The 24162-nt window shown below is 62.8% G+C and carries 28 protein-coding genes, 1 tRNA gene, 1 pseudogene and 1 other annotated feature; of the genes and pseudogenes, 14 read left to right on the top strand and 16 right to left on the bottom strand.

Annotated elements, in window-relative coordinates; translation table 11 throughout:
* The first annotated feature begins 28 nt into the window (after positions 1 to 28).
* Positions 29 to 847 (top strand): IclR family transcriptional regulator, encoded by an 819-nt coding sequence (locus P8T11_RS16430; RefSeq protein WP_277550027.1) that lies wholly within the window; start codon positions 29 to 31, stop codon positions 845 to 847.
* A gap of 239 nt (positions 848 to 1086) precedes the next feature.
* Here the strand turns inward: P8T11_RS16430 and P8T11_RS16425 are convergent, their stop codons facing one another.
* The 4 genes from P8T11_RS16425 to P8T11_RS16410 form a co-directional block, all read right to left on the bottom strand.
* A complete protein-coding gene (locus P8T11_RS16425) occupies positions 1087 to 1707 on the bottom strand; it encodes a glutathione S-transferase family protein (protein ID WP_268080964.1) in 621 nt (206 codons plus the stop codon).
* A 19-nt stretch (positions 1708 to 1726) separates the two neighbouring features.
* Complete coding sequence (gene ampD, locus P8T11_RS16420; RefSeq protein WP_268082340.1) at positions 1727 to 2305, bottom strand: 1,6-anhydro-N-acetylmuramyl-L-alanine amidase AmpD; 579 nt, start codon at positions 2303 to 2305, stop codon at positions 1727 to 1729.
* Between the two features lie 131 nt (positions 2306 to 2436).
* Positions 2437 to 2697 (bottom strand): PP0621 family protein, encoded by a 261-nt coding sequence (locus P8T11_RS16415; RefSeq protein WP_268080965.1) that lies wholly within the window; start codon positions 2695 to 2697, stop codon positions 2437 to 2439.
* 1 nt (position 2698) lies between these two features.
* Positions 2699 to 3541 carry a cytochrome C assembly family protein gene (locus P8T11_RS16410; protein ID WP_268080966.1) on the bottom strand — a complete coding sequence of 281 codons (843 nt, stop codon included), beginning with the start codon at positions 3539 to 3541 and terminating at the stop codon, positions 2699 to 2701.
* Between the two features lie 106 nt (positions 3542 to 3647).
* Between P8T11_RS16410 and ffh the strand changes: the two genes are divergently transcribed.
* A complete protein-coding gene (gene ffh, locus P8T11_RS16405) occupies positions 3648 to 5054 on the top strand; it encodes a signal recognition particle protein (protein ID WP_050445692.1) in 1407 nt (468 codons plus the stop codon).
* A gap of 120 nt (positions 5055 to 5174) precedes the next feature.
* On the opposite strand, the gene lysM is transcribed toward ffh, so the two are convergent.
* The 5 genes from lysM to trmB all read right to left on the bottom strand — a co-directional run bounded on the left by lysM (position 5175) and on the right by trmB (position 8299).
* Positions 5175 to 5621 carry a peptidoglycan-binding protein LysM gene (lysM, locus tag P8T11_RS16400; protein WP_268080967.1) on the bottom strand — a complete coding sequence of 149 codons (447 nt, stop codon included), beginning with the start codon at positions 5619 to 5621 and terminating at the stop codon, positions 5175 to 5177.
* A gap of 43 nt (positions 5622 to 5664) precedes the next feature.
* Positions 5665 to 5982, bottom strand: coding sequence for a hypothetical protein (locus P8T11_RS16395; RefSeq protein ID WP_050445694.1), 318 nt, complete (start codon positions 5980 to 5982; stop codon positions 5665 to 5667).
* Positions 5983 to 6309: 327 nt separating this feature from the next.
* Positions 6310 to 6510: a sulfur carrier protein ThiS gene (gene thiS / locus P8T11_RS16390; RefSeq protein ID WP_268080968.1), complete on the bottom strand. Its 201-nt coding sequence runs from the start codon at positions 6508 to 6510 to the stop codon at positions 6310 to 6312.
* An 11-nt stretch (positions 6511 to 6521) separates the two neighbouring features.
* Positions 6522 to 7463, bottom strand: coding sequence for a prolyl aminopeptidase (gene pip / locus P8T11_RS16385; protein ID WP_268080969.1), 942 nt, complete (start codon positions 7461 to 7463; stop codon positions 6522 to 6524).
* Complete coding sequence (trmB, locus tag P8T11_RS16380; protein WP_268080970.1) at positions 7463 to 8299, bottom strand: tRNA (guanosine(46)-N7)-methyltransferase TrmB; 837 nt, start codon at positions 8297 to 8299, stop codon at positions 7463 to 7465. Before trmB ends, pip begins: the two co-directional genes overlap by 1 nt.
* Positions 8300 to 8483: 184 nt before the next feature.
* On the opposite strand from trmB, the gene P8T11_RS16375 reads away from it, so the two are divergent.
* Positions 8484 to 8557, top strand: a tRNA-Gly gene (locus P8T11_RS16375).
* Positions 8558 to 8717: 160 nt separating this feature from the next.
* Here P8T11_RS16375 and P8T11_RS16370 read toward each other — a convergent pair.
* A pseudogene (locus P8T11_RS16370) lies at positions 8718 to 9261 on the bottom strand (IS3 family transposase); the annotation flags it as partial.
* Positions 9039 to 9154 (bottom strand) — a sequence feature (AL1L pseudoknot). Its footprint overlaps the pseudogene before it by 116 nt.
* Positions 9262 to 9710: 449 nt before the next feature.
* Between P8T11_RS16370 and P8T11_RS16365 the strand changes: the two are divergent.
* From P8T11_RS16365 to P8T11_RS16355, 3 genes are read left to right on the top strand one after another with little or no spacing between them, the layout of a single operon-like run.
* Entirely contained in the window at positions 9711 to 10346 is a 636-nt protein-coding gene (locus P8T11_RS16365; protein ID WP_268080971.1) for a hypothetical protein, read from the top strand.
* Positions 10347 to 10403: 57 nt separating this feature from the next.
* On the top strand, positions 10404 to 11267 hold the full coding sequence (locus tag P8T11_RS16360) for a cytochrome b/b6 domain-containing protein (protein ID WP_268080972.1): 864 nt from the start codon (positions 10404 to 10406) through the stop codon (positions 11265 to 11267).
* Positions 11264 to 12040: a molybdopterin-binding protein gene (locus tag P8T11_RS16355; RefSeq protein ID WP_268080973.1), complete on the top strand. Its 777-nt coding sequence runs from the start codon at positions 11264 to 11266 to the stop codon at positions 12038 to 12040. The genes P8T11_RS16360 and P8T11_RS16355 overlap by 4 nt, the downstream gene beginning before the upstream one ends.
* Before the next feature lie 231 nt (positions 12041 to 12271).
* Here the strand turns inward: P8T11_RS16355 and P8T11_RS16350 are convergent, their stop codons facing one another.
* The 4 genes from P8T11_RS16350 to P8T11_RS16335 all read right to left on the bottom strand — a co-directional run bounded on the left by P8T11_RS16350 (position 12272) and on the right by P8T11_RS16335 (position 14296).
* The gene (locus tag P8T11_RS16350) at positions 12272 to 12586 is read right to left on the bottom strand and encodes a type II toxin-antitoxin system RelE/ParE family toxin (RefSeq protein ID WP_268080974.1); all 315 of its coding nucleotides are present in this window, start codon (positions 12584 to 12586) and stop codon (positions 12272 to 12274) included.
* A gap of 4 nt (positions 12587 to 12590) precedes the next feature.
* The gene (locus P8T11_RS16345; RefSeq protein WP_268080975.1) at positions 12591 to 12827 is read right to left on the bottom strand and encodes a ribbon-helix-helix domain-containing protein; all 237 of its coding nucleotides are present in this window, start codon (positions 12825 to 12827) and stop codon (positions 12591 to 12593) included.
* A gap of 179 nt (positions 12828 to 13006) precedes the next feature.
* The gene (locus P8T11_RS16340) at positions 13007 to 13429 is read right to left on the bottom strand and encodes a hypothetical protein (protein ID WP_268080976.1); all 423 of its coding nucleotides are present in this window, start codon (positions 13427 to 13429) and stop codon (positions 13007 to 13009) included.
* A gap of 90 nt (positions 13430 to 13519) precedes the next feature.
* A complete protein-coding gene (locus P8T11_RS16335) occupies positions 13520 to 14296 on the bottom strand; it encodes a Crp/Fnr family transcriptional regulator (protein WP_268080977.1) in 777 nt (258 codons plus the stop codon).
* A 172-nt stretch (positions 14297 to 14468) separates the two neighbouring features.
* Here P8T11_RS16335 and P8T11_RS16330 point away from each other — a divergent pair, with 172 nt between their 5' ends.
* Genes P8T11_RS16330 through P8T11_RS16320 form a run of 3 tightly spaced genes read left to right on the top strand, consistent with a single transcriptional unit; the run spans position 14469 to position 17412 of the window.
* Entirely contained in the window at positions 14469 to 15683 is a 1215-nt protein-coding gene (locus P8T11_RS16330) for an ABC transporter substrate-binding protein (RefSeq protein ID WP_268082341.1), read from the top strand.
* A 13-nt stretch (positions 15684 to 15696) separates the two neighbouring features.
* Positions 15697 to 16611, top strand: coding sequence for a 3-keto-5-aminohexanoate cleavage protein (locus P8T11_RS16325; RefSeq protein ID WP_268080978.1), 915 nt, complete (start codon positions 15697 to 15699; stop codon positions 16609 to 16611).
* Positions 16612 to 16635: 24 nt separating this feature from the next.
* The gene (locus P8T11_RS16320; protein WP_268080979.1) at positions 16636 to 17412 is read left to right on the top strand and encodes an SDR family oxidoreductase; all 777 of its coding nucleotides are present in this window, start codon (positions 16636 to 16638) and stop codon (positions 17410 to 17412) included.
* Positions 17413 to 17461: 49 nt separating this feature from the next.
* Here the strand turns inward: P8T11_RS16320 and P8T11_RS16315 are convergent, their stop codons facing one another.
* Positions 17462 to 18730, bottom strand: coding sequence for a flavin-containing monooxygenase (locus P8T11_RS16315; protein WP_268080980.1), 1269 nt, complete (start codon positions 18728 to 18730; stop codon positions 17462 to 17464).
* Between the two features lie 243 nt (positions 18731 to 18973).
* On the opposite strand from P8T11_RS16315, the gene P8T11_RS16310 reads away from it, so the two are divergent.
* The 5 genes from P8T11_RS16310 to P8T11_RS16290 are packed head-to-tail and all read left to right on the top strand — an operon-like array spanning position 18974 to position 23244.
* Positions 18974 to 20092, top strand: coding sequence for an ABC transporter ATP-binding protein (locus P8T11_RS16310; protein WP_268080981.1), 1119 nt, complete (start codon positions 18974 to 18976; stop codon positions 20090 to 20092).
* Between the two features lie 8 nt (positions 20093 to 20100).
* Positions 20101 to 21099 (top strand): NAD(P)H-quinone oxidoreductase, encoded by a 999-nt coding sequence (locus tag P8T11_RS16305; RefSeq protein ID WP_277550032.1) that lies wholly within the window; start codon positions 20101 to 20103, stop codon positions 21097 to 21099.
* A 46-nt stretch (positions 21100 to 21145) separates the two neighbouring features.
* Positions 21146 to 21778 carry a glutathione S-transferase gene (locus P8T11_RS16300; protein ID WP_268080983.1) on the top strand — a complete coding sequence of 211 codons (633 nt, stop codon included), beginning with the start codon at positions 21146 to 21148 and terminating at the stop codon, positions 21776 to 21778.
* 12 nt (positions 21779 to 21790) lie between these two features.
* Entirely contained in the window at positions 21791 to 22249 is a 459-nt protein-coding gene (locus P8T11_RS16295) for a type II 3-dehydroquinate dehydratase (protein ID WP_268080984.1), read from the top strand.
* Positions 22250 to 22263: 14 nt separating this feature from the next.
* Positions 22264 to 23244, top strand: a complete 981-nt coding sequence (locus tag P8T11_RS16290; protein WP_268080985.1) for a 2-hydroxyacid dehydrogenase — start codon at positions 22264 to 22266, stop codon at positions 23242 to 23244.
* Positions 23245 to 23340: 96 nt separating this feature from the next.
* On the opposite strand, the gene P8T11_RS16285 is transcribed toward P8T11_RS16290, so the two are convergent.
* The gene (locus tag P8T11_RS16285) at positions 23341 to 24162 is read right to left on the bottom strand and encodes an ABC transporter permease (RefSeq protein WP_230694461.1); all 822 of its coding nucleotides are present in this window, start codon (positions 24160 to 24162) and stop codon (positions 23341 to 23343) included.

Here is a 24162-nt window from a genome sequence, read left to right as displayed (position 1 = left end):
CCCCGTTCTCGCTGTGTATTCACGTTTCATGACCACCCTCCCGCCCGCAATGCCCATCCCCACCCTGGACCCCGACGCCGTCGCGCCCGCCGGTACTCAGACGCTGATGCGCGGCCTGGCCGTGGTGCAGGCGGTGGCGGCCGGTGCGCGTGACCTGAAAGACATCTGCGCCCGCATCGGCGTGGCGCGCAGCACCACGCACCGGCTGGCCAGTTGCCTGGTGCAAGAACGCTATCTGCGGGCCTTGCCCGGTGTGGGGTACGTGCTGGGGCCGAAGCTGATCGAACTGGGTTTTCAGGCGCGCGAAGCGTTTCCCATGGCGACCCTGGCGCGCCCCTATCTGGATGCGCTGGCCACACAAACGGGCGACACCATCCATCTGGCCGTGCGTGACAACGACGACGTGCTGTACCTGGAGAAGATCTCCGGCAAGAAGGGTCTGGAAATGCGGTCGCGCGTGGGGCATCGCATGCCGCTGGCCGCCACGGGCGTGGGCAAGGCGCTGCTGCTGGATACCGAAGAGCCGCAATGGAAGGCGCTGCATCGCATCGGCGCGCCGGTGTCGTCGCGCGCCCCAGGCGGCCAGCAGACCTGGGAAGCGTTCCGTGACCGCATGCGCGAGTACGCGGCGCAAGGCTATGCGTTTGACCTGGAAGACAACGAGCCGTCGATTCGCTGCGTGGCGGCGCCGGTGCGCGATGCTTCAAGTGGCATCGTCGCGGCGATCAGCGTGTCCAGCACGGTGCCGTACATGTCCCTGGAACGCATGCGCGACATGGTCCCGGTGGTGCAGGACGCGGCCGCAGGTATTTCGGCGGAAATGGGCTGGAAGGTGGACCGCAGTTGAACGTAGGATGGGTGTAGCGCGCGAGGTCGCACGAAAAAAAACAAACGCGGATCGCGCGAAACCCATCAAGCAGCACCCCAATTCTTCCGCAGCCTTGCCACATAGCAACCGTTGCAAGATGGGTTCCGCGCGATCGGCGCCCGGGGTTCTAGGCATGACCTGGCCGCGCTGCACCCATCCTACATGTCACGGCTGGCGCTACACCCATCCTACAAGTCGGGATCGCAACGCAATATGCGCTATTCCAGCGGAAGCGTCAGCACGCCTTGGGGGGCGGGGCGCATCATCACGCGGCGGTACCAGGCGGACAGCGCCGGGGTGTCGGGGCGTTCAATGGGCAGGGCCAGCCAGCGGTGCGCCGCGCAGACAAGCGCGATGTCGCCCATGGTCAGATGGCGGCCGGCGATGAATTCGCGGCCTTGCAAAGCTTGGTCCAGGATCAGGGCGCGTGCGTTGGAACGCTTGACCGAGTTTTCAATGGCGGCGTGGTCGCGCTTGTCTTCGGGCGTGCGGATCAGCCCCAGGAAAGCCGGGCCCATGGCGCCTTGCCATTCGGTAGCCTGCCAGTCCATCCAGCGGTCGGCATCGGCGCGCAGGCAGGCGTCTTCGGGCCAGAGCGTGCCCACGCCGTAGCGCGAGGCCAGGTAGCGCACGATGGCGTTCGATTCCCACAGCACGAAGCCGCCATCGTCGATGACCGGCACGGTGCGATTCGGGTTGAGCTTGGCGAATTCCGGCGTGTCGTTCACGCCGAAAGGTCCGCCGGCCTGTACGAAGGTGTGCGGCAGCGCCAGTTCGCGCACGGCCAGCATCACTTTCTGCACGTTGACGGACGTCAGGCGTCCCCAGATCTTCAACATAACCAGTCCTTGAGTAGTGTCAGACGGGCGGCAACTGCCGCCGCGCAAAGCCGCTGTCGCGCGAAAAACGCGTCCAGTTGAAAGCCGGCCCGGGGTCGGTCTTGCGCCCCGGGGCTATGTGTTCGTGACCTCGGGCCGCGGCCAAGGGGTAGCGTACGCGCAACACCCGCGTCAGCTTGCGTAGCGCCAGGTATTGTTCATCGGTGTAAGGCAGGGTGTCCGTGCCTTCGAGTTCGATGCCAAGGGAAAAGTCGTTGCAACGTTCGCGCTTGCCAAAGCGCGACACCCCGGCGTGCCAGGCGCGTTGGTCGGTGGACACGAACTGCATGATGCGCCCATCGCGGCGAATAAAGAAGTGGGCCGATACGCGCAAGCCGCGCAGGCGTTCCAGCCAGGGGTGCGATGCGTGGTCAAGCGTGTTCAGGAACAGCCCGGCGACTTCGGGGCCGCCAAACTTGCCCGGCGGCAGGCTGATGTTGTGCAGCACCAGCAGCGAGACCTGCGCGTCTTTGGGACGCGCGTCGCGGTTGGGCGAGGGCAGGAGGGTTACACCCGGGGCCGGCGCCAGCCAGCCATGTCGATCCAGAAGCAGAGCCATAAGAGAGAACATGCGTGGTGAATCCAACGGGCATTATGCCGTGGTCGCCGCCGCGTCCAAAATCCGCGTTTTTGCAAGGGCGCGCGCGTAAAACGCCGCCGATGGCGCCAACGCTGCCGCCTGCCCGCCGCTTACTTCCTGGCTGGGCCCAGCTTTGCGTGCTCGGTGCCGCACCAGGTGTGACCGTTCAGCAGCACGGCTTCGGACCGGGGCAGGTGGATGCCGCAATGCGCGCATCGCACCATGGATTCCGGCGCCAGCTTGGCCGGGGGAGGCGGGTTGCGGGCCTTGGGCGGGTCGCCCTCCTGGCGCGCCGCCGCCATGCGGGCGGCGATGCGAGCTACGAACAGCACCGCGATGATCAAAACGATCCAGAACAACAACTTGCCCACGTCAGCCTCGATGCAGAATCATTTCCAGCACGAACCGGCTGCCGGTGTACGCCAGAATCAGGAAACCAAAACCCGTCAACGTCCAGCGCAGCGCAACGCGCCCGCGCCAGCCCCACACGTGGCGCCCGGCAAGCAGCACGCCGAACGTCAGCCAGGACAGCAGGGTGAAGACGGTCTTGTGGTCAAACGGCAGGATCTTGCCCGTCAGTTTCATTGACGCCACCGACCCCGAGCCCACCGCCAGGGTCAGCACGATGAAACCGATCCAGATAATACGGAACAGCAGCTGTTCCTGCACCAGCAGGGGCGGCTGGGAGTCCAGCACGCGGCCAATGATGCTGCGTTCGGCGGGGGCGTCAAGCGGGCGGTGCAAATGGCGGTCAAGCAGGGCCATCATCATGGCGTGCAGGGCGGCGATGGTGATCAGGCCATAGGCGGCCAGGGCGATCAACAGGTGCACGCGTAGCCAGGCGTTGTCGGCGTGGGGCACGAATTGCCCCTGGGGAAACACGGCGGCCAGGGCGCTGGCGATGGCGGCGGCGGGCAACAGCAGCAATTGCAGGCCGTCGATGCGCACCAGCAGGCTTTCCAGCCAGAACACCACCATGCCCAGCCAGATGGCCGCGGACAGGGCCAGTGCCCACCCAATGAACAGATGCTGCGCGCCCAACATGGATTGTTGCAGCCCGATTCCATGCAGGACCAAGGCCCCCAGCAGGCACAGACGGCCGATTTTGCCCGTCTGTTCGACTTCCCCGGCGCCGGCCAGGCGGGCCCAGAGAGCCCCCCCTAGCACTGCGTACGCCAAGGCAGCCGCTGTGTGAAATACAATGCCTAGTGACATAAAAACCGTTGTCTGGATGGGGCCTTGGGGTGCGTGCCACCCGAAAGCGCAGAATCCGCGCCTGCGGCCACCGTTCAATCAACTAGTTTAAGCGGAAACGCCTCTCATGCTCGATAACCTAACTCAACGCCTTTCGCGTGTCGTCAAGACGCTGCGCGGTGAAGCCCGCCTGACCGAGGCCAACACCCAGGAGATGCTGCGCGAAGTGCGCATGGCGCTGCTGGAAGCCGACGTGGCGCTGCCCGTCGTGCGTGAATTTGTCGCCCGCGTGAAGGAAAAAGCGCTGGGTGAAGAAGTGGCCGCCAGCCTCAGCCCGGGCCAAGCCCTGGTCGGCGTCGTCCACAAGGAACTGACCGCCCTGATGGGCGGCGACCTGGGCGCCGATTCCAACGAACTGTCGCTGGCTGTGCAGCCGCCCGCCGTCATCCTGATGGCCGGCCTGCAAGGCGCCGGTAAAACCACCACCACCGGCAAGCTGGCGCGCTGGCTGTCCGAAGGGCAGCACACTCAGCACGGCCGCAAGACCGGCAAGAAGAAAGTGCTGGTGGTGTCAGCCGACGTGTATCGCCCCGCCGCTATCGACCAGCTGAAAAGCGTGGCCGCGCAGGTCGGCGTGGACTTCCTGCCGTCGGACCCCAGCCAGAAACCCGAAGACATCGCGCGCGGCGCGGTGGACCATGCGCGCCGTCACCACTACGACGTGCTGATCCTGGACACGGCCGGCCGCCTGGGCATCGACGAAGCCATGATGCGCGAAATCCGCGCGCTGCATGACCTGGTCAAGCCGGTGGAAACGCTGTTCGTGGTGGACGCCATGCAGGGCCAGGACGCGGTCAACACCGCGCGCGCCTTCGCGGACGCGCTGCCCCTGACCGGTGTGGTGCTGACCAAGCTGGACGGCGACGCCCGTGGCGGCGCGGCCCTGTCGGTGCGCCACGTTACCGGCAAGCCGCTGAAGTTTGTCGGCGTGTCCGAAAAGCTGGACGGCCTGGAGCCTTTCTACCCCGACCGCATGGCGCAACGGGTGCTGGGCATGGGCGACATCGTGTCGCTGGTCGAGCAGGCGCAGAAGAACATCGATATCGCCGATGCGCAAAAGCTGGCGGCCAAGATCAAGTCGGGCAACAAGTTCGACCTGAACGATTTCCGCGAACAGCTGGGCCAGGTGAAAAAGCTGGGCGATATGGGTTCGCTGCTTGAAAAGCTGCCTGCCCAGTTCCAGCAGGCCGCGGGCCAGTTGCAAGGCGGCCAGGCCGAAAAGCAATTGCGCCGCACGGAAGGCATCCTGAATTCCATGACGGCCGCCGAACGCGCCAAGCCCGAGCTGATCAAGGCATCCCGCAAGCGCCGCATCGCCACCGGTTCCGGCGTGCCGGTCCAAGAGGTCAACCGCCTGCTGGCTCAGTTCGAGCAGATGCAGGGGATGATGAAGCAGATGAAGAAGGGCGGCATGGCAAAAATGATGCGCGCCATGGGCGGCATGAAGGGTCTTGGCCGTTTTGGAATGAAGTAATCAAAAAAATGGCCAGACATTGCGTCTGGCCAAGCAATCGCGGCAGGCAGGGGGAGCCGTGCCGCGACACAATCCGGAAAACGCATGGGTGTTCTCCGGCTTGTCGAGTTCAATGAGCGCTTACGCCGCCGGCGGAATGCGCAGCACCTGGCCCGGGTAGATCTTGTCCGGGCTCGTCAGCATCGGCTTGTTGGCCTCGAAGATCAGCGTGTTCTTCGCGCCCTGGCCCTTGCCATACTGCGCTTCGGCAATCTTCCACAGGTTGTCGCCCTTTTGCACCGTATACATCTTGGCTTCGGGCGTGGCCTGCTTCACCTTCAACTGGTTGTCCACCGCCGCCACGCCCACGGTATTGCCTAGCGCCAGCGAGATTTTCTCGGCGTCTTCCGTGCTGAGCGCCTCGCCAGCCACCGTGACCTTGTCGCCCTCCACCGAGATTTGCAGGCCATCCGCATTCAGGCCGTGCTTATCCAACTCTTTCTTCAACTCGTCCGCTGTCGCGGCTTTGGCCTCGCTGGCGCCGAAGAGCTTTTCGCCTACGTCCTTGATGAAATTGAGCAGACCCATCGTGTTTCCTTTATCTATGTTGCGGTGAGAAAACGAATTGCCATCAGGGCGCGCGGCCCACGAACATCTTGCGTACGATGCCGGCAATCAAGGTCAGCACGGCACCACCCACTCCGCCGCCCACCACACTGCCCGCTATCGCTGAAAGATCCATCCCCGTGTTGGCCGCCGTGGCGGCGCCCGCCCCGGCGGTGATCATGGGCGCCAGCCACGAACCGCCGGCCAAGCCGCCGATGGCGCCCGCGATGGTGTTGCCCAGGGGACCCAAATTGAACTGCTGGAGCATTTTTCCCAGTCCATTACCGCCCGCTGCGCCAGCAACGAGCTGGATGAGAAGATTGATGATGACCGCGGTGTTCATGATGCCTCCTTGCCCCGATGGGGCGATGTGCAACGCCAGAACAACAACACGACAACCTACAACGCCAGCAGCAACGATTATTACTCGCGTAATCGCCGCGAGACGAGAGGGTATGGTGTAACAGGTTGCTAGCCGCTTGGCAGACTACGCAACAATGCTCGCCACTTTGCAGGGCGTGTCGCACGGCAAGCGCAAACCGCATCGGGCGCGGGATGCCATGCGCGGTCCGCTTCTATGTAATCACCCACGCAAAAGGCCGCTGAACTGACAGCGGCCTTTGTGGGTTGCGGCACCGGTTCGCGCCGCGGGGGATGTGGATAAGGGCTTTCAGCCGCCGCCCACCGCCACCACGATTTCGACCTGGTCGCCATCGGTGAGCGTGGTCTGTTCGTGCTGGCTCTTGGGCACGATCTCGCCATTGCGTTCCACCGCTACGCGCTTGCCGGCGTAGCCCAGTGTTTGCAGCAGTTCAATGACGGTGGTGTCCAAGGGAAACTCGCGCGCGTCGCCATTCAGGGTGATGTGCATGTCAGGTGTCCTCACTGTTTTGCGTAAGCGTCGGTCGCGGCGAGCAGGCGCGCCAGCGTGCCGGGTTCATCAAAGGCGTGGCCCGCGTCGGGAACCAGATGAAAATCCGCTTCCGGCCAGGCGCGATGCAGGTCCCAGGCCGTGCGGGCCGGCGTGCAGACGTCGTAGCGGCCCTGCACGATGGTGCCCGGAATGCCGCGCAGCTTGTGCGCGTCGCGAATCAACTGGCCTTCTTCCATGAAACCCGCGTTCACGAAGTAGTGGTTCTCGATGCGCGCAAACGCCAGCGCGGCGCGGTCAGCGGCGTGGCTTTGCTGGTGGCGCGGGCTGGGCAGCAAGGTGATGGTGCTGTCTTCCCACTTGCTCCAGGCCTTGGCCGCGCGCAGTTGCTCGGCCGCGTCATCGCCCGTCAGGCGCTTGTGATACGCCGCCACCAGGTCGCCACGTTCGGCTTCCGGAATGGGCGCCAGGTATTCTTCCCAACGGTCCGGAAACAGCCACGACGCGCCTTCCTGGTAGAACCATTGGATTTCCGCGCGGCGCAGGCCGAAGATGCCGCGCAACACCAATTCACTGGTATGCGTCGGATGCGTTTCCGCATAGGCCAGCGCCAGGGTCGACCCCCACGAACCGCCAAACACCAACCACTTTTCCGCGCCCATGATCTCGGTGCGCAGGCGCTCGATGTCGGACACCAGATGCCAGGTCGTGTTGTTGTCCAGGCTGGCGTGCGGCTTGGATCGGCCGCAACCGCGTTGATCGAACAACAGCACGTTGTAGCGCTGCGGATCGAACAGCTGGCGATGCACGGGCGAACAACCGCTGCCCGGCCCGCCATGCAGGAACACGGCGGGCTTGCCGTTCGGATTGCCCGACATTTCCCAATAGATCTGGTGGCCGTCTCCGGTATCCAGCATTCCGTGGCGGTAGGGTTCGATCGGCGGATAGAGCATTAGGCGACTCGCTTGAAGATCAGGTCCCAGACGCCGTGGCCCAGGCGCAGACCGCGTGTCTCGAATTTGGTCAGGGGGCGGTAATCGGGGCGGGGCGCGTAGCCGTCCGCCGTGTTGGCCAGCAGCGGTTCGCCGCCAAGCACTTCCAGCATTTGTACGGCGTAGTCTTCCCAGTCGGTGGCGCAGTGGATATAGCCACCCGGCGCGATGCGGCTGGCCAACAGCGACACGAACGCCGGCTGCAGCAGGCGGCGCTTGTGGTGGCGCTTCTTGGGCCACGGATCCGGAAAGTACACGTGCACGCCGGCCAGCGAGTCCGGCGCAATCATGTCGCGCACGACTTCCACGGCGTCGTGCTGAATGATGCGCAGGTTCGAGATCTTGGAATCTTCAATGCGGCGCAGCAACGATCCGACACCGGCATTGAATACTTCCACGCCCAGGAAATTGTCTTCGGGACGCGCCAGCGCGATTTTCTCGGTGGTCTCGCCCATGCCAAAGCCAATCTCCAGCACCGTCGGCGCTTGACGGCCAAATGCAGCGGCGGGATCCAGGCGGCGGGGCGCGTACGGAATGGACCATTCGCCCATCAGACGTTCCAACGCAGCCAACTGGCCCTGGGTGATATGGCCACGGCGATGCACGAAGCTGCGGATGTGCGTGGCGCCAGGGCTGTTCGGCGCGTGGGCCGTGCTTGCCAAGGCCGCCTGGGTTTCGGCGGAAACGGGGGCGGTGGCAGGCGCCGAAGCGGAGGAGTCGGCGGGGGTGTCGGAGGTGTTCACGGAAGGCGTCGCGGGGGTGTCCGCGGAGGAGTTCGCGGGGTTGTTGGGTTTCATAGCCCCGAATTGTAGTGGCAGGTGCGGCGGGGCGGAGTCGGCCGGATGGACTAAATTGGGGACGCATTAAATTCCGAAGGTCCATACCGCCAAGGACGCACGCAAAAATCGCCCCTGGAATCTGAAAAACCCGCGCTATAATCGTCGGCTCTGCCCAGGCCAAGCGCTGCGGCACGACACCCGAGCGGGTGTAGTTCAATGGTAGAACGGCAGCTTCCCAAGCTTCATACGAGGGTTCGATTCCCTTCACCCGCTCCACGCTTAGCTTCTACGGTGAACCGCCCCGGGTATCGCGGAGGCTATTTGGTTAAAGTAAAACGGCCTCGTCGGCGGTTGTGCCGAGTTGGTTGTAGTAGTTTGCCTCAGCTTCGGCGGGCGGCATATAACCGATGGATGAGTACAGGCGTTTATGGTTGAACCAACCGACAATGCGCCGGGGGTAGACGTCAATGACGAATCCACGTACAGCCAGCCCTGCCAGGTCGAGACATAGGTGAAGTCCGAGACCCGCAACTGGTTCGGCCGGTCTGCGCGGAATTGCCGGTTGACCCGATCCAGCGGGCGGCTGCCCGCGTCATCGGCGATGGTCGTTCGCAGCCGCTTGCCGCGCCGCACACCTTGCAGACCCTGCATGCGCATCAGTCGCTCGACCGTGCAGCGTGAGCTGTTCGTCGCGCCGGACGCGGTCGCTGCGTCGCGATGGATCGTACAGCCGCGCGGCATGGCGCCGATAGGCCGACGAGGCAAGCTGCAACATCTTGCAGATCGGCTCGACCCCGTAAGCCTCCCGGTGCCGGTCGATGTAGGCGTTTACGACTTCAGTTTGCGGTCGAGCTCCGCCTGTGCGAAAAAGCGCTGGCCGTACGCAGGATGTCGTTGGCCCGGCGCAGTTCGCGGTTCTCCCGCTCCAGTTCCTTGATCCGCTCGCGCTCGCTGGTGGTGACGCCTTCGCGCTGCCCGCTGCAAAACCCGGGGCGGTTCACTTTGCATTCATTCAGGATCCGGCGGCGTTCAACCGCGCGATCTTGAAGTTTCTTGACGACGAGTGACAAAAGCCGCCTTGACAGCCTATCGACCAACTAGTAGATTGGTAGCCATCACGAGCGACAAAAAGCTGATCTAGCGACGGCAATTGTCGCGTTTGCGTATCCAGTCAGTCATCGTTGTCGGCGCGGGCGGCCCGCCGGCCAGAGGTTTTTCGCACGCTAGTGAGTGCTGCTATTCATCAGTTGACTGTCTGAATCAGGTCTCCTGTCCGGATAGGAGCAAGGTCGCCATTTTTTTTAGTTTAGCAACCGACCAACTAGTTGGTCGTTATTCGAAAGTTTTCTCGGCGCGGCTTTCGACAGCTTGCTTCACCTTAGACGCCGATTGTTCGTTAGGTGGTGTTTTCATCACCAGGAAAATTTGTATGCATCTCTCAACATTACGCAAATACCTCATCAACAGTGTGGCGGGCGTCGCCCTTGTCGCTGGGGGCCTGACTGCCGCAATGGCGGCCAATCCAGCAGATCAAATCGTACGCGTACGCGGCACCGTGGTCTCGCTGGCTGGTGATCAACTACAGGTGAAATCACGCGAGGGTCAAGCACTGACTATTACGCTTAACAAAGGATGGATGGCGTCAGCTGTCGTGAAAGCCAGCATCGGTGATATCAAGCCAGGCGATTTCGTGGGCATCGCTTCGTTGCCCAAGTCTGCCGGCGGCGACGGCGCGTTGGAAGTGCTGATCTTTCCCCCCGCACTCAAAGGAACCGGGGAAGGCAGCTATGGATGGGATTTGAAACCCAATAGCACAATGACCAATGCTACCGTCGGCGACGCCGTCAAATCGGTGGATGGCAGCACGGTGACGGTCAACTATCACGGCAAAGAAAAGAAAATCGCCATCCCCAACGGTACGCCAGTTGTGACGCTTGCACCTGCTACGGCTGAGGACGTGCAACCCGGCACCGCTGTTTTCATCCCCGCGCAAAAGGATGCAAAAGGCATGCTGTCGACGGGGCAGTTGATCGTAGGCAAGAACGGTGTCGTGCCTCCGATGTAATGGGATCACAACGATGTCCGGCTGGCATCCCCTGCCAGCCGAAAAGAGACCCTGTCCATGAATATCACTAATTCAACCTCTATCCGTGTTGCGGATAGTCCAACGCGCCGTCATCGCATCCGGCGTCATTCTGTGACCGTGCGCATTACGCATTGGATCAACGTGCTGTGCTTTTCAATCATGTTGCTCAGCGGATTGCAGATTTTCAATGCGCACCCCCGACTCTACTGGGGTCAGTATGGTGCCGATACCGAACATGCGCTGCTGGAGATTGGTTCACAGCAACGTGACGATGGCACGCACGGATTCCTTCGCATTGGTGCGCTTCGTATCGAGACAACCGGCATTCTCGGCGTCTCTAACGTAGACGGTGCCGATACGGCACGAGCATTTCCTGCCTGGCTGACCATTCCGTCCTATTACGATCTGGGCGCAGCCAGGAACTGGCATTTCCTGTTTGCCTGGCTGCTGGTGATCAATGGTCTGCTGTATCTAGTACACGGACTCTGGCGAAATCATATTCGCGGGGAACTGTTGCCGGATCGGGATCAGCTGACGCCGCGGCACCTATGGCGAGAAATCGTGGATCATGCACGCCTGCGTTTCGCCAAAGGCGACGAAGCACGGCGATATAACGCCCTGCAAAAACTCACTTATCTGATGGTCGCGCTGGTACTACTGCCCCTCATGGTGTTGACGGGGTTGACTATGTCGCCCGGTATTGACGCGGCCTTTCCGTTTTTACCCGATTGGTTCGGGGGCCGGCAGTCGGCACGTACCTTGCATTTCATCACGGCATCATCGCTGGTGCTGTTTGTCATTGTGCATGTACTCATGGTCGTGTTGTCTGGTTTTTGGAACAACATACGATCGATGATCACCGGACGCTATGACATCGATCACTCAGGACATGAATCATGACAACAGGATTTTCCCGACGGAAAATGTTGGCCAGCCTGGTTTCTGGCGCCAGCACATTGTTGCTGGCTGGCTGTGACCGCGTGACGCAGAGCGAGTCGTTCGGTACCGTCTTGCGCAATACCGAAAAGCTGACGATGGCTGGTCAGCGATTGCTGCTGGACCGTCAATCGCTGGCCCCAGAATACAGCGTGGCCGACTTATCGCCCGTATTCCGCGCCAATGGTACCCAAGCACCTGACTCCGAGGAATATAACCGTCTGCTCGAAAATGACTTCGCCGATTGGCGGCTGCAGGTGGATGGGTTGGTGCAACAACCTCTCAGCCTGTCCCTCGCGCAACTGAAAAGTCTGCCGTCGCGCACGCAGATTACCCGGCACGATTGTGTCGAGGGGTGGAGTGCTATCGGGCAATGGCAGGGGGCCCCCCTCGGCCGGATATTGGATCTTGCACGATTGAAACCCGGAGCGCGATATGTCGTGCTTCACTGCGCGGATGAGCTAGAGGTTACGTTTGATGGCAGTGGCCGTTATTACGAAAGTATCGATCTGCTCGATGCCTATCATCCGCAGACGATTCTTGCGTATGCGATGAACGGAAAGGATCTGCCGGTTGCACATGGTGCGCCGCTGCGGCTGAGAGTCGAACGGCAGCTCGGCTACAAACAGGCGAAATACCTGATGCGCATCGAAGTCGTTTCGTCGTTCGACACGTTATGGGGCGGTCGAGGCGGCTACTGGGAAGATCGTGGTTATGAGTGGTACGCAGGTATTTGAACGCATGGCGGTGCGCCATTCTGACGGTCACGGTGAGTAGTTTTATGACGAACCCAAATACCGGCGAGTCTTGGCACACCGAAATGGCTACGCTAGTTCGCCAGCTCCCCCCGGATGAGAAACCCTTCACCCGCGCCACCTCAACATCCAGGCAGTTCCAAGAAAACGCCGTGGCGTGTTGCTCGGGCCGTCCTGGATCTTGGCATGGCCTTTCCCAAAATTGCCTTTCGCTCATAAACCAAAGTCGTCCCGAAAACGGTCGATCTGGTGCATCCGTTCGTGCAGTAGGGTGACGATGCCGATGTCGCCGTTCGAGAGCCGGCGCCAGTAAACGAAGTGGCGTTCGTAGCGGAAGAAGTAGCCGTCGATGCCGAACTCGGCGGGAAGGGGCTTGGATGAAGTCCGGTGGGTATCGATGCCTTCGAAGGCATCGAACAGGCCGGTAATGTAGCGATCGGCTTGATCCGTACCCCAACGATCGCGCGTGTAGCGATAGATTTCGTCAAGCCGCCAGGAGGCTGCTTCCTGGATCAGTACGTTGGCCACGCCGTCAGCCTCGGTTGCGCGCGATCACATCGGCTGCGGTCAGAGGGCGGTACGACGCCTCCGGGGCTGCGAAGGCGTGGGCCAGCTCGGCCTTCAGTCGGTTGAAGGCGTCCTGTTCCTTGCGTTCCTTGTCGCGGCGGATCAGATCGCGCATGTATTCGCTGACGTTTTCGTAGTCGCCATGCTCGCCCACGTTGGCGGCGACGAAATCACTGAGCGGTCCGCTAAGGCGTACCGTCATGGTTGTAGTCGTAGTCCGAGGCATGTCCGGCTCCTGTCGCTATTGGTGTATTCAATATAATCAAAAATGAATACGTCAACAAGTCGGCAACGGTCGTCTCGGAGCCTTGTTCAGATCTGAATTGCTAACCCCTCTAGGTGTTCATATATGAACGCTTAGTGAATCCCCGGTGCCCACCATCACCCCGCATGGCTCTGGAAATTGAAGACCTTCCACTGGCTATCTTTGCCAAGCCGCATCTCGAACGTCATCATGCATCCCGACGCCGCGTCATCGAATTCCACCCACACCTGGTCTTGATCCACCGCCACGCCGTTCAGCCATCGGCGCAGCCGGTTGCCGTGGGTTTGTGGGGGATGCCAGGATTTCAGCACGGACACACGCCCGCAGAATTGGCGGGCGGCGACGCGGCGCAGTTCATCCAGGCTGCGTCCGGTGTAGCCGTTCTTGAATGTCAGGTCATGCGCGCGTGGCCAGTTTTCCTGGTGAATGTCCTGGATGAATGCCGACGCCGTGGACGTTGCGCCCTGGGGTTCGTAGGGCGATTTCAGAATCTTCCAGCCTGCCCAAGCCAGCAATAGGCAGAACAAGGGCAATAGCATGAGCAAGACCCGCAAACCTACGCGCAGCCCGGCCCGTCGAGGCAAGCTGCTCGCCTTCTGGTCGTCGAATGTCAACGCATCTCCAATGAGTCAGCGGCGCATCATACTCGGCGAATCCCCCGAATCATCGTCAATCAACGCCCGTTGATACAGCGCGTCCTTATCCAGAATCGTCATGCCGCCGTAGTGCGTTCGCAGTACCCCCGCGCGCGCCAGCCGGGTCAGCGCGGCGTTGCATCGCTGGCGGGAGACCCCGCACAAGCTGGCAATTTCTTCCTGGGATATTTTCAATCGGCCTTGCGTGTCCGAATGGCGTTCGGCATCGAATTGCGCCGCCACGGCGCGGGCGACGGTGGTGTCCACGTCCAGCAGCACGTTGCCGGTGTAGCTGGCCATCAGCCAGTTGACCCGCTGCGCCAGGTGCATCGTCAGCGCCTTGGTGAATTCGATGTTGTGGTTCCACAGGCGTTCGCAGGTGTCGCGCGGCAGGATGACGATGCGGCTGGGGCGTAGCGCAATCACCTCATACTCAAAGCGCGCGCGGCGCAGCATGGTGGCTTCGCCGAACCAGCTGCCGATGCTGAAGCCGGCCAACGACAGGGACTTGCCGTCCGCGCCGGGCGAGGTCCATTTCACCAGGCCTTCGACCACGCCATACCAACCCAGCGATTTGGACCCCGCGCGAAACAGGTATTCGCCAGTGGCCAGCGGCACCGTGCGCAGTTCCGAGCGGACCAGGTTGCGCTCAAGCTCGGGCATGCCGTTGTACCAGGGCACAACACTCAACATTCTGTCCACCGGGCACGCGGCCGGCTTGCGCTTGGGGCCACGGGTCTGGTTGCCTAGGCTGGCGGTCGGTCCACGCATGGTTTCTCCGTTCAACAACAGGGCAAAAGGGGAAAAAGGCAAAAGGTAAAAGGCGCACAGGTAAACCCTAGGCCGCTTTGTCACCATGATGACTGTACGCGCCCGGGGGCGGTCCCAGAATACTTGAGGCATCAAGAGCCAAAAAACATAAGAGGAGACAGGTATGTTGTCAATGCCACGCATCAAGTCCGGCAGCGCGCTCGCCTGCGCTGCCGCCGTGTCGCTGCTCAGTGCAAGCGCCGCGCACGCCCAGATTTCGGACGATGTCATCCGAATCGGCTTCATCACCGACCTGTCCGGCGTGTACTCCGGCCCCGACGGCCCGGGTGGAGCGGAAGCCATCAAGATGGCCATCGAGGAAATGGGCGGCGAGATCAACGGCAAGAAGATCGAGCTGTTGACGGCAGACCACCAGAACAAGGCGGATATCGCATCGGCCAAGGCGCGTGAATGGCTGGACCAGCGGGGCTTGGACATGCTGATCGGCGGCACCAATTCCAGCACCGCGCTGGCCATGTCCAAGGTGGCGGCCGACAAGAAGAAGCCCATTATCGTGGTGGGCGCGGGCGCACCCGTGCTGACCAACGAGCAATGCACGCCCTACACCTTGAACTATGCCTACGACACGGTTGCGCTGGCGCGCGGCACGGGCGCGGCGGTGGTCAAGGCGGGTGGTAAAAGCTGGTATTTCCTGACGGCCGATTACGCATTCGGCCACGCGCTGCAAGCGGATACGACGAAGGTGGTCGAGGCGGGCGGCGGCAAGGTCGTGGGATCGGTCAAGCATCCCTTGTCGGCCAACGATTTCTCGTCGTTCCTGTTGCAGGCGCAAGCCAGCAAGGCAGAGATTCTTGCCTTGGCCAACGCGGGCGCCGACGCCACCAACGCCATCAAGGCCGCCAATGAATTCGGCGTGACCAAGACGATGAAGCTGGCGGGCATGATCATGTTCATCAACGACATCCACGCCATGGGCTTGCCCGCCACGCAGGGCCTGTACCTGACCGATAGCTGGTACTGGAACGCATCCGATGCGACCCGCGCCTGGAGCCAGAAGTTCTTTGAACGCCGCAACGCCATGCCGTCGTCGCTGCAAGCGGCCGATTATTCCGCGGCGCTGCAATACCTGCGCGCTGTCAAGGCCCTGGGCACGGACGACGGTGATCGCGTGCTGGCATACCTGCGCGAGAACAAGCTGAATGACATGTACATCAAGGACGGCGTGGTGCGCCCGGATGGCCGCGTCGTGCACGACATGTACCTGTTGCAGGTGAAGACGCCGGACGAGTCCAAAGCGCCTTGGGACTACTTCAAGGTGCTGCAGACCATTGACGGCAACGAGGCCTTCACCAAGAAAGCCGAAAGCCGCTGCGCGCTGTGGAAGTGAACCGGAGACCCCCATGGCCAAACGCAAAGTCATCGTAACCATCGCCCCAACCGGGGGCATGGCATTCAAGACCCAGAACCCGCACCTGCCGACGCAACCCGCTGAAATCGCCGAGGACGTCTACCGCTGCTACAACGCGGGCGCCAGCGTGGTGGCGCTGCACGCGCGCCGGCCGGACGACCAGGCCACGTGCGATGCCGCCATCTACCGCGACATGAACCAGCGCATCCGCGAACGTTGCGACATTGTGCTGAACAATTCCACCGGGGGCGGCGTGCATGGCGACATGGTGAAGGAAACGTCGCCCGGCACCTGGGAAATCTTGTGGGAAGAGCGGCTCAAGGGCATGGATGCCGGCGCCGAAATGTGCACGCTGGACGCCACCACGCTGAACCTGGCGTTTGGCGACCGCGAATACCTGATGAATACGCCGCTGAGCAAGGCGCGCGAACTGGCGGCCGGCATGAAGGCGCGCGGCATCAAGCCCGAGTGGGAGGTCTTCAGCCCCACGCACATCCTGCAAGACGCCACGACGCTGATCGAGGAAGGCCTGGACGAAGAGCCGCACTTCATCAACCTGGTCATGAACGTGCATCGGAATTTCCAGAACGCGATGCCGTTCTCGCCCCGGCATCTGCAAATGATGGTGGACCTGCTGCCGAAGAACAGCATTTTCTGCGTCAGCGGTATCGGCCCGTCGCAGCTTGAAGCCAACATCAGCGCGTTGCTGCTGGGTGGCCACGCGCGCGTGGGCCTGGAAGACAACCTGTATTACCGGCACGGCGAACTGGCCACCAATGTCCAACTGACCGAGCGCATTGTGCGCATCATCCGCGAAATGGACATGGAACCCGCCACACCCGCCGAGGCGCGCGAGATCATGGGCTTGCCCTTGAAAAGCGGACTCCGCCCCGAGTTCGCGGTCTGAACGCCTTAACGTTGACGAGACATCATGATTGAATCCTTGAACGGCAAGCGCGTCCTGATCACGGCGGGCGCGCAGGGCATCGGCTTGGCCATCGCGCAGAAATTCCTGGCATCCGGCGCCGAAGTGCACATCTGCGACGTGGATGCGGCAGCCTGCGAAGCGGCACGCAGCGTGAACCCGCGTATGACGGTAAGCGTGACCGACGTCTCCAGCGAAGCGCAGGTAATGGCCATGTTCGCGGACCTGGCCGCGCGCTGGGGCAAGCTTGACGCTCTGATCAACAACGCGGGCGTGTCCGGCCCCACCAGCCGCTTGGAAGACACCCCGCTGGACGCCTGGCAAAACACGTTGAACGTGAATCTGACCGGCACTTTCCTGTGCGCGCGCAGCGCCGTGCCCTTGCTGCGGGCGGCCGGTGGCGGCGCCATCGTCAATATCTCATCGGTGGCGGGTCGTCTGGGCTTTTCGCTGCGCAGCCCCTACAGCGCCAGCAAGTTCGGCTTGGCGGGGCTGACGCAGACGTGGGCCATGGAACTGGGCCCGTCCAACATTCGCGTCAACTCCGTGCTGCCGGGCGTGGTGTCGGGCGATCGCGTCGAGCGCATCATTGCCGCCCGCGCGCAGGCAGGGGGCGTCAGCAACGATGCGATGCGCGAACAACTGGTCGAGAAAGTCTCGCTACGCCGCATGACGCGTCCCGAAGATATCGCGAACCAAGTGGCCTTCCTGTGTTCCGACGAAGGGGCGGTCATCAGCGGGCAGAGTATCTCGGTGTGTGGAAACGTGGAGTATCTGGGCTGAGCACGGGCGGGAACGCGGACCAGGGTGGAACGCGCCCCGCATGCCTCATTCACACTTGCGGCATCCCTCCGTTCTTCTCATACGCCAGATAGTCCAGATGAATCCCGATATGGTCCGCGATGTATTTCGCGTCGTGCCACACGCCCCAGATGAATGACGACGACCGGTTCGACTGGTTCGGCAGGCCCAGAAAGTAGATGCCTTTTTCAGCGGTGATGCCGCGCTTGTGAACGGGGTAGCCCTGGTCGTCGAACACGTCGACTTCCATCCAGCGGTAATCCACCTTGAAGCCGGTTGCCCAGACGATGTTGGTGATACCGGCGTGGGCCAGACTCAGGCTCAGGATGGGGTTTGTCAGGCAGTCGGGGTCGTCCAGCAGTTCCCAGGCTTCGGGTTCAGGCGGCAGGTCCAGTCCGTTCTGTTCGATGTAGGCGTCGGCCTCGCGCAGCACTTCAAAGTAGTCGGCGTCGCCTTGCGCCACGTTTTCGGCCAAGCCCTCCTGGAACGCCATCACGCCGTTCTCAAAGCGTTGCGTGATGCCGACCAACTGAATGCCCGCATGCGCCAGCCGGCGAAAGTCGATGGTCTTGCCGTTGTCGTAGCCGCTGACCGCGAAGGCGACGTGCTCGCGTTTGGGCTTTTTCTTGACTTCGTCCCACATGCCCAGCGCGCCCAGCCACCAGCAGTAATCGCGTTCGCGGTAGGAACGGGGCGGGCGATAGTGTTCGCCCACGGACAGGTACACGGTGCGCCCGGCGCGGCGCAATTCCTCGGCAATCTGCGAGCCCGAAGCGCCCGCGCCCACCACCAGCACCGCACCGTCTGCAAGCTGGCCCGGGTTCTTGTAGGCGGATGAATGCACCTGCTGAATGCCCGCGTCTTCTGGCACGATGGCCGGGTAGCTGGGAATCTGGAACGCGCCGGTCGCGGTCACCACATGCAGCGCTTCGAACACGCCATCAGACGTGGTGACGGTGAAACCAGGCCGCTTCTGGTTGCGCTGCACGCGCAGGACCTCGACGCCGGTGCGCACGGGCGCATTGATCATCCTGGCGTAGTCTTCAAAGTACTGCGCCATGCGTTCCTTGGGCGGGAACACATCCGCGCCGATGTCGTCGAATTTCAGGCTGGGAAAGCGGTCATGCCAGGCGGGGCCGTTGGCCACCAGCGAGTCCCAGCGTTCAGAGCGCCAGCGTTCGGCGATGCGCTTGCGTTCCAGCACGATGTGGTCAATGCCCATCGCGCCCAGGTGCTCACTCATCGCGATGCCGGCCTGGCCGGCGCCGATCACCAAGGTATTGGTTTTTTCCACTGACATTGCTTTTCCTAAGAAGGTTCCAGACCGCATACGTGCATCGATGCGGCGCAGTGTGAGCCAGATGGGCGCGCTTGATAACTTGGTTTTTTGGACGCTGGGCTTAGGAAAAAGCAAATCACTTGCCGTGGGCCGAAACGGGGGCCTCGTTTCGTTTTTTCCGATGGACCGCATCAATATCCACAAACGGCCGGCCGACCCCGCTTCCCTTATTCTGCAAAGCATCGCGCAACAGACAGAGCCGCCATGCAGAACAGCCCCGTGTCCCCAAAATCGTCCAGCGCGGTGAGCCTGGAAGGAGTGGTCAAGAAGTACCGTCAGCAGACGGTGTTGCAGGAGCTGTCGCTGAAGATCCGGCGCGGTGAATTCCTGACGCTGCTGGGGCCGTCCGGCTGCGGCAAGACCACGCTGTTGAACCTGATCGCGGGGTTCGCGCAAGCGGACAACGGCGAGATCTTCATCGAAGATCAACTGGTTACGGATCTGCCGCCCTATCAGCGGCAAATTGGCATGGTGTTTCAGAACTACGCGCTGTTTCCTCATATGACGGTGGCGCGCAACATCGGCTACGGCCTGCGCATGCGCCGGATGCCGGCCGCTGAGATTGCCCAGCGCGTGGAAGAGGCGATGGCGCTGGTCAAGCTGGATGGGCTGGGCGAACGCAAGCCCCGCGAGTTGTCCGGCGGCCAGCAGCAGCGCGTGGCACTGGCGCGCGCCTTGGTGATACGCCCCAAGGTGCTGCTGCTGGACGAGCCGTTCTCGGCGCTGGACAAGGGCCTGCGCGGTTCGATGCAGGTGGAAATCCGCGAGATCCAGCGCAAGCTGGGCGTGACCACGGTGTTCGTCACGCACGACCAGGGCGAGGCGCTGGCCATGTCGGACCGTATCGCGGTGATGTCCAGCGGCGTCATCCGCCAGATCGCCACGCCCGACGAGCTCTACCGCAATCCGCAAGACCCTTTCGTGGCCTCGTTCCTGGGCGATGTGAACATACTGCCCGCGCACTATCACGGCTCGGACCCGGACGGAATCTTGCTGCGCCTGGGCGCCGGCTTGATCCGCGTGGCGCGAGACCGGCTGGTGGGCGGCTCGCACGAAGGCCGCCGCCTGGACATCTATGTGCGGCCGGAACAGATCCGGCTTGAGAGCCTGCATAGCGAATCCGTGCTTAGCGGCACGGTCGTGAACCATGTGTTCCAGGGCGATCACATTGATTCCTATATCGACGTCGATATCCCGGTGGCCGGCCATCAACGCGTGATGGTGCGCAGCGCGGGCCTGGATGCCTTGCAGCATTGGCCGGTAGGCTCAGTGACCGGCCTGGCGTTGCCCGGCCAGGGCATCAGCGTGTTCAACGTGTCCTAGCGCCCGCCATGACCGTCATTCCCTCCACCATGCAGGCCGTCGTCGCCCGCGAACCCGGCGACGCCAGTGTGCTGACGTTGGCAACAAGGCCGGTGCCCGTGCCCGGCCCCGGTGAAGTGCTGTTGCGCGTGCGCGCCGCCGGCGTCAACCGGCCCGACATCATGCAACGCCAGGGGGCGGTACGGCTGGCCACTGGTGTGACCGACGTGCTGGGCCTGGAAGCCTGCGGCCAGGTCGTCGCCACAGGCCCCGGCGTGCCCGAAGCGTTGCGGGGGCAACGGCTGATGAGCCTGTTGCCCGGTGGCGGCTATGCACCCTGGTGCGTGGCCCGCGTCGACCATTCTTTTGTCGTGCCGGATTGCCTGGACGACGACGCGGCGGCGGCCTTGCCCGAAGGCCTGTTCACCGTGTGGCACAACCTGTTTGAGCTTGGCCGCCTGCGCATGGGCCAGACCGTATTGATCCATGGCGCGGCGGGCGGCATCGGCACGTTGGCCCTGCGCATGGCGCACGCGGCGGGTGCGCGGGTAGTGGCGACGGCCGGGCGCGCGGACCGTCTGCCGACGCTGCGCGAGATGGGCGCGGCCCATGCCCTCTGCTATCGCGACACGGATTTCGTGCGGGCCTGTCTGGACGCCACGCAAGGGCAGGGCGTGGACGTGGTGCTGGACATGGTGGGCGGCGACTATGTGCGGCGCAACCTTCAGGCGCTGGCCTTTGGCGGCCGTCACGTCAGCCTGTCGTTCCTGCAAGGGTCGCAGGTCAACATTGATTTGCTGACCCTGATGCAAAAGCAATTGAGCCTGCATTCATCCACCCTGCGGCCGCAAAGCGCGGCAGAGAAAACGCGCATGGCGCAGGCCATCACCCGGCATGTGCTGCCGTTGGTGTCGGACGGCCGCATCGCCCCGCGCGTCCACGCCAGCCTGCCATTGTCAGAGGCGGCGCAGGCGCACCGCCTGCTGGAAAGCGGCGACGTGTTCGGCAAGGCAGTGCTGCGCCCTTGATGCGTTGCGTTGTTCGTGTTGCCTTCGCGATAAAGGAATAGACCCCATGCTGAAGCTGCTTTACGCACCCACCTCCCCGTACGTCCGAAAGGTCATGGTTTGCGCGCATTTGGCGGGCGTGGCGGATCAGATCCAATGGCTGGACAGCGCGGCCAATCCGGTACGCCGCGATGATCGCATCGCTGTGTATAACCCCTTGGCCAAGGTGCCGACGCTGATCCTGGCCGATGGGCAGGCGCTGTACGACAGCCGCGTCATTTGCGAATACCTGGCCCATCTGGGGGGCAACGCCGATCTGTTTCCTGCCGCGGGGCCGCGCCGCTGGGTCGCCCTGGCGCAACAGGCGTTGGGTGATGGGCTGCTGGACGCGGCCTTGCTGGCGCGCTATGAACGCACGGCTCGGCCGGCTGAGTATCAGTGGTCGGTATGGCGCGAGGCGCAACTGGTCAAGGTCGACGCCTGCCTGGTTGAGATCGAACGGCAGATCGAACCGCCGACTGCCACGTTACCCACGCAAGCGCCCACCATCGGCGACGTCACCTTGGGCTGCGCGCTGGGCTATCTGGATTTTCGTTTTCCTGAACTGGACTGGCGCGCCAGCCATCCGCGCGCCACGCAATGGGAAGCGGCGTTTCGCAAGCTGCCCGCCATGCAGGCAACCCTTCCTCACGAAGCTTAAGGTCGCACCGCCATGACACCCTCTACTCCTGCCACCATCTGGTTTCTCAACGGCCCGAACGCCAATCTGTATGGCCTGGACGCCAACAAAACCTATGGCGCCGAGAGCTTCCCGGCGCTACGAGAACGTTGCGAAAAGAAGGCGGCCAGCCTGAACCTGCAACTGCATTTCGTGCAATCCAACCACGAAGGCCAGTTGATCGACTGGATACAGGAAGCGCGCGGCGATGCGCAAGGCATCATCATCAACGCCGCGGGCCTGACGTATTCCTCGATTCCCATCCTGGATGCCTTGCTGGCGTTTCCCGGCCGCATTATCGAGGTCCACATGAGCAACATCTGGCGGCGCGAAGCGTTTCGCCATCATTCCTATATTTCCAAAGCGGCCGACGGCGTCATCGCGGGCTTGGGCGGCGAGGGCTATGAGCTGGCCATTGAAGCCATGTCGCGCCTGATCGCGCGCCCCGCTTGAAAAAGGCGATACCGATGACGTCAGGTAACACCGCGATAGGCTCCGCAACCCTCGCCGCGCCGTCTGGCGCGCTGGTCTTCTACAGCCAGTTCGACGATTTCACCGCCTGGAAGCAGGCCTTGCAGGCGCGCATGCCGCAGTTGCGCATCCTGCACGAGAGCGAGGTCGACGACCCCGCCGCCATCCACTACGCACTGGCCTGGAAGCCGCCCACCGGCTTCTTCGACCCCATGCCCAACCTGCGCCTGATCATCAACTTGGGCGCGGGGGTGGATTCCTTGGTCGGCCGCAACGATCTCCCGGCCGGCGTACCCATTACCCGCATCACCGATCCGCACATGGCTCGCATGATGGCGGGCTACGTGCTGTTCGCCACGCTGCGCCACGCGCGCGATATTCCCTGGTTTGAACAGGCGCAGCGCCGTGGAGAATGGGCGTATCGGCATCCGCGCGCGCCAGAGGATACGCGCGTGGCGGTGCTGGGGCTGGGGGAACTGGGCGCTTATGCGGCCCACGAACTGCAACGCCAAGGCTTCACCGTGCTGGGCTGGTCGCGCAGCCCGCGCCAGATTGAGGGCGTGCAGTGCCACGCGGGTATGGGCGCGCTGGATACGGTGATCTCGCAGGCTGATATCCTGGTGATCATGCTGCCGCTGACGCCGCAGACGCGCGGCCTGCTTGACCAGGCGCGGCTTGAGAAGCTGCCGCGCGGGGCCGCGCTGATCAACGTGGCGCGTGGCGCCCTGGTGGACCAGGCGGCCATGATGACGCTGCTGCAAAGCGGGCACATCGGCGCGGCCACGCTGGATGTTTTTGAACGCGAGCCCCTGCCCGGCGATGATCCGCTTTGGGCCATGGATAACGTGCTGATCACGCCGCATCTGGCATCCGTTGCCATTCCGGCGTCGGCGGCGGCGCAGATCGCTGAGAACATCGCGCGTGTTTCGCGCGGCGATGCCCCAACCAACCAGATCGACCCGTCGCGCGGTTACTGAGCGCCGGGTCGCCGTGCGGCAGGTTCGCCTGCCGCCTGCTGCCGGGGCGCCGGCCGCCGGACCGCCGGACCGCCGGACCGCCGGCCGCCAAACCGCCTACTCTACCTCTTCGATGTTCAGGATCTTGCCCAGGCCCAGGAAGGCGTTGGCAAGCGCCAGCAGGCTGGCCGTCACGGCGATATACACCACCGATAGCGCGGCAAGCGTCGGGTCCGCGAATTCACGCACGTAGTTGTACATCGACACCGGCAGCGTCTGCGTCAGTTGCGTCGTGACGAAGAGCGACGCGGTGAATTCACTGAACGACATGATGGCGGCGAACAACCACCCGCCAAAGAGACCGGGCGCCAGCAAGGGCACGGTCACCGTGAACATCACCTTCAAGGGTGAAGCCCCCAGGCTGGCCGCCGCCTGTTCCAGGCGTTCGTCGATGTTCTCCATGGACACATAAACGCTGCGCATCACGAAGGGCAGCACCAGCATCACATGGCACAGGATGACGAGGCCGTAGCCCCGGTCCATATCAAACTGCGCCACCAAAATCAGCAGCCCCAGGCCCAGCGTGAAATGCGGGATCACCAGCGGTGACAGCAGGATGGCCTGCAACATGTCCTTGCCGGGAAAGCCCATGCGCTTGACGGCGATGGCCAGCGCGGTGCCGATGAACAGCGCCAGGAACGACGCCCAGACCATCACGATCAGGCTGGCGCGAAAGCCCTGCTGAAAGTCCGGGTACGTGAAGACCCGTTCAAACCAGCGCAGCGACCAGGCTTCGGGCGGAAACGTCAGCAGTGCCTTGTCGTTGAACGACGCCAGGGTCACCACCACCACCGGCAACAGCACGAAGGCCAGGATTAGGGTGATCAGCAGCGGCGCGCCAATGCGCAAGGGCAAGGGCAGGGTGTGTTTGATGGCCAT

Origin of the sequence: Achromobacter spanius (assembly GCF_029637605.1) — a bacterium.
In the GTDB taxonomy this organism is placed as follows: domain Bacteria; phylum Pseudomonadota; class Gammaproteobacteria; order Burkholderiales; family Burkholderiaceae_B; genus Achromobacter; species Achromobacter spanius_E.
This window is presented reverse-complemented; position numbering and strand designations above follow the sequence as displayed.

Excerpts from the sequence above, each read along its gene's own strand:
- pip (WP_268080969.1), bottom strand. The coding sequence starts at position 7,463 with ATGCTCTATCCGCCGATCGAACCCTACCGCCACGGAATGCTGGATACC.
- P8T11_RS16360 (WP_268080972.1), top strand. The coding sequence starts at position 10,404 with ATGAATATCACTAATTCAACCTCTATCCGTGTTGCGGATAGTCCAACG.
- trmB (WP_268080970.1), bottom strand. The coding sequence starts at position 8,299 with ATGAAACCCAACAACCCCGCGAACTCCTCCGCGGACACCCCCGCGACG.
- P8T11_RS16395 (WP_050445694.1), bottom strand. The coding sequence starts at position 5,982 with ATGAACACCGCGGTCATCATCAATCTTCTCATCCAGCTCGTTGCTGGC.
- P8T11_RS16305 (WP_277550032.1), top strand. The coding sequence starts at position 20,101 with ATGACCGTCATTCCCTCCACCATGCAGGCCGTCGTCGCCCGCGAACCC.
- P8T11_RS16315 (WP_268080980.1), bottom strand. The coding sequence starts at position 18,730 with ATGTCAGTGGAAAAAACCAATACCTTGGTGATCGGCGCCGGCCAGGCC.
- P8T11_RS16300 (WP_268080983.1), top strand. The coding sequence starts at position 21,146 with ATGCTGAAGCTGCTTTACGCACCCACCTCCCCGTACGTCCGAAAGGTC.
- P8T11_RS16365 (WP_268080971.1), top strand. The coding sequence starts at position 9,711 with ATGCATCTCTCAACATTACGCAAATACCTCATCAACAGTGTGGCGGGC.
- P8T11_RS16320 (WP_268080979.1), top strand. The coding sequence starts at position 16,636 with ATGATTGAATCCTTGAACGGCAAGCGCGTCCTGATCACGGCGGGCGCG.
- P8T11_RS16310 (WP_268080981.1), top strand. The coding sequence starts at position 18,974 with ATGCAGAACAGCCCCGTGTCCCCAAAATCGTCCAGCGCGGTGAGCCTG.
- lysM (WP_268080967.1), bottom strand. The coding sequence starts at position 5,621 with ATGGGTCTGCTCAATTTCATCAAGGACGTAGGCGAAAAGCTCTTCGGC.
- P8T11_RS16410 (WP_268080966.1), bottom strand. The coding sequence starts at position 3,541 with ATGTCACTAGGCATTGTATTTCACACAGCGGCTGCCTTGGCGTACGCA.
- P8T11_RS16325 (WP_268080978.1), top strand. The coding sequence starts at position 15,697 with ATGGCCAAACGCAAAGTCATCGTAACCATCGCCCCAACCGGGGGCATG.
- P8T11_RS16285 (WP_230694461.1), bottom strand. The coding sequence starts at position 24,162 with ATGGCCATCAAACACACCCTGCCCTTGCCCTTGCGCATTGGCGCGCCG.
- thiS (WP_268080968.1), bottom strand. The coding sequence starts at position 6,510 with ATGCACATCACCCTGAATGGCGACGCGCGCGAGTTTCCCTTGGACACC.
- P8T11_RS16290 (WP_268080985.1), top strand. The coding sequence starts at position 22,264 with ATGACGTCAGGTAACACCGCGATAGGCTCCGCAACCCTCGCCGCGCCG.
- P8T11_RS16430 (WP_277550027.1), top strand. The coding sequence starts at position 29 with ATGACCACCCTCCCGCCCGCAATGCCCATCCCCACCCTGGACCCCGAC.
- P8T11_RS16335 (WP_268080977.1), bottom strand. The coding sequence starts at position 14,296 with ATGCGTGGACCGACCGCCAGCCTAGGCAACCAGACCCGTGGCCCCAAG.
- P8T11_RS16330 (WP_268082341.1), top strand. The coding sequence starts at position 14,469 with ATGCCACGCATCAAGTCCGGCAGCGCGCTCGCCTGCGCTGCCGCCGTG.
- P8T11_RS16425 (WP_268080964.1), bottom strand. The coding sequence starts at position 1,707 with ATGTTGAAGATCTGGGGACGCCTGACGTCCGTCAACGTGCAGAAAGTG.
- P8T11_RS16295 (WP_268080984.1), top strand. The coding sequence starts at position 21,791 with ATGACACCCTCTACTCCTGCCACCATCTGGTTTCTCAACGGCCCGAAC.
- P8T11_RS16355 (WP_268080973.1), top strand. The coding sequence starts at position 11,264 with ATGACAACAGGATTTTCCCGACGGAAAATGTTGGCCAGCCTGGTTTCT.
- ampD (WP_268082340.1), bottom strand. The coding sequence starts at position 2,305 with ATGGCTCTGCTTCTGGATCGACATGGCTGGCTGGCGCCGGCCCCGGGT.
- ffh (WP_050445692.1), top strand. The coding sequence starts at position 3,648 with ATGCTCGATAACCTAACTCAACGCCTTTCGCGTGTCGTCAAGACGCTG.
- P8T11_RS16340 (WP_268080976.1), bottom strand. The coding sequence starts at position 13,429 with ATGCTATTGCCCTTGTTCTGCCTATTGCTGGCTTGGGCAGGCTGGAAG.
- P8T11_RS16345 (WP_268080975.1), bottom strand. The coding sequence starts at position 12,827 with ATGACGGTACGCCTTAGCGGACCGCTCAGTGATTTCGTCGCCGCCAAC.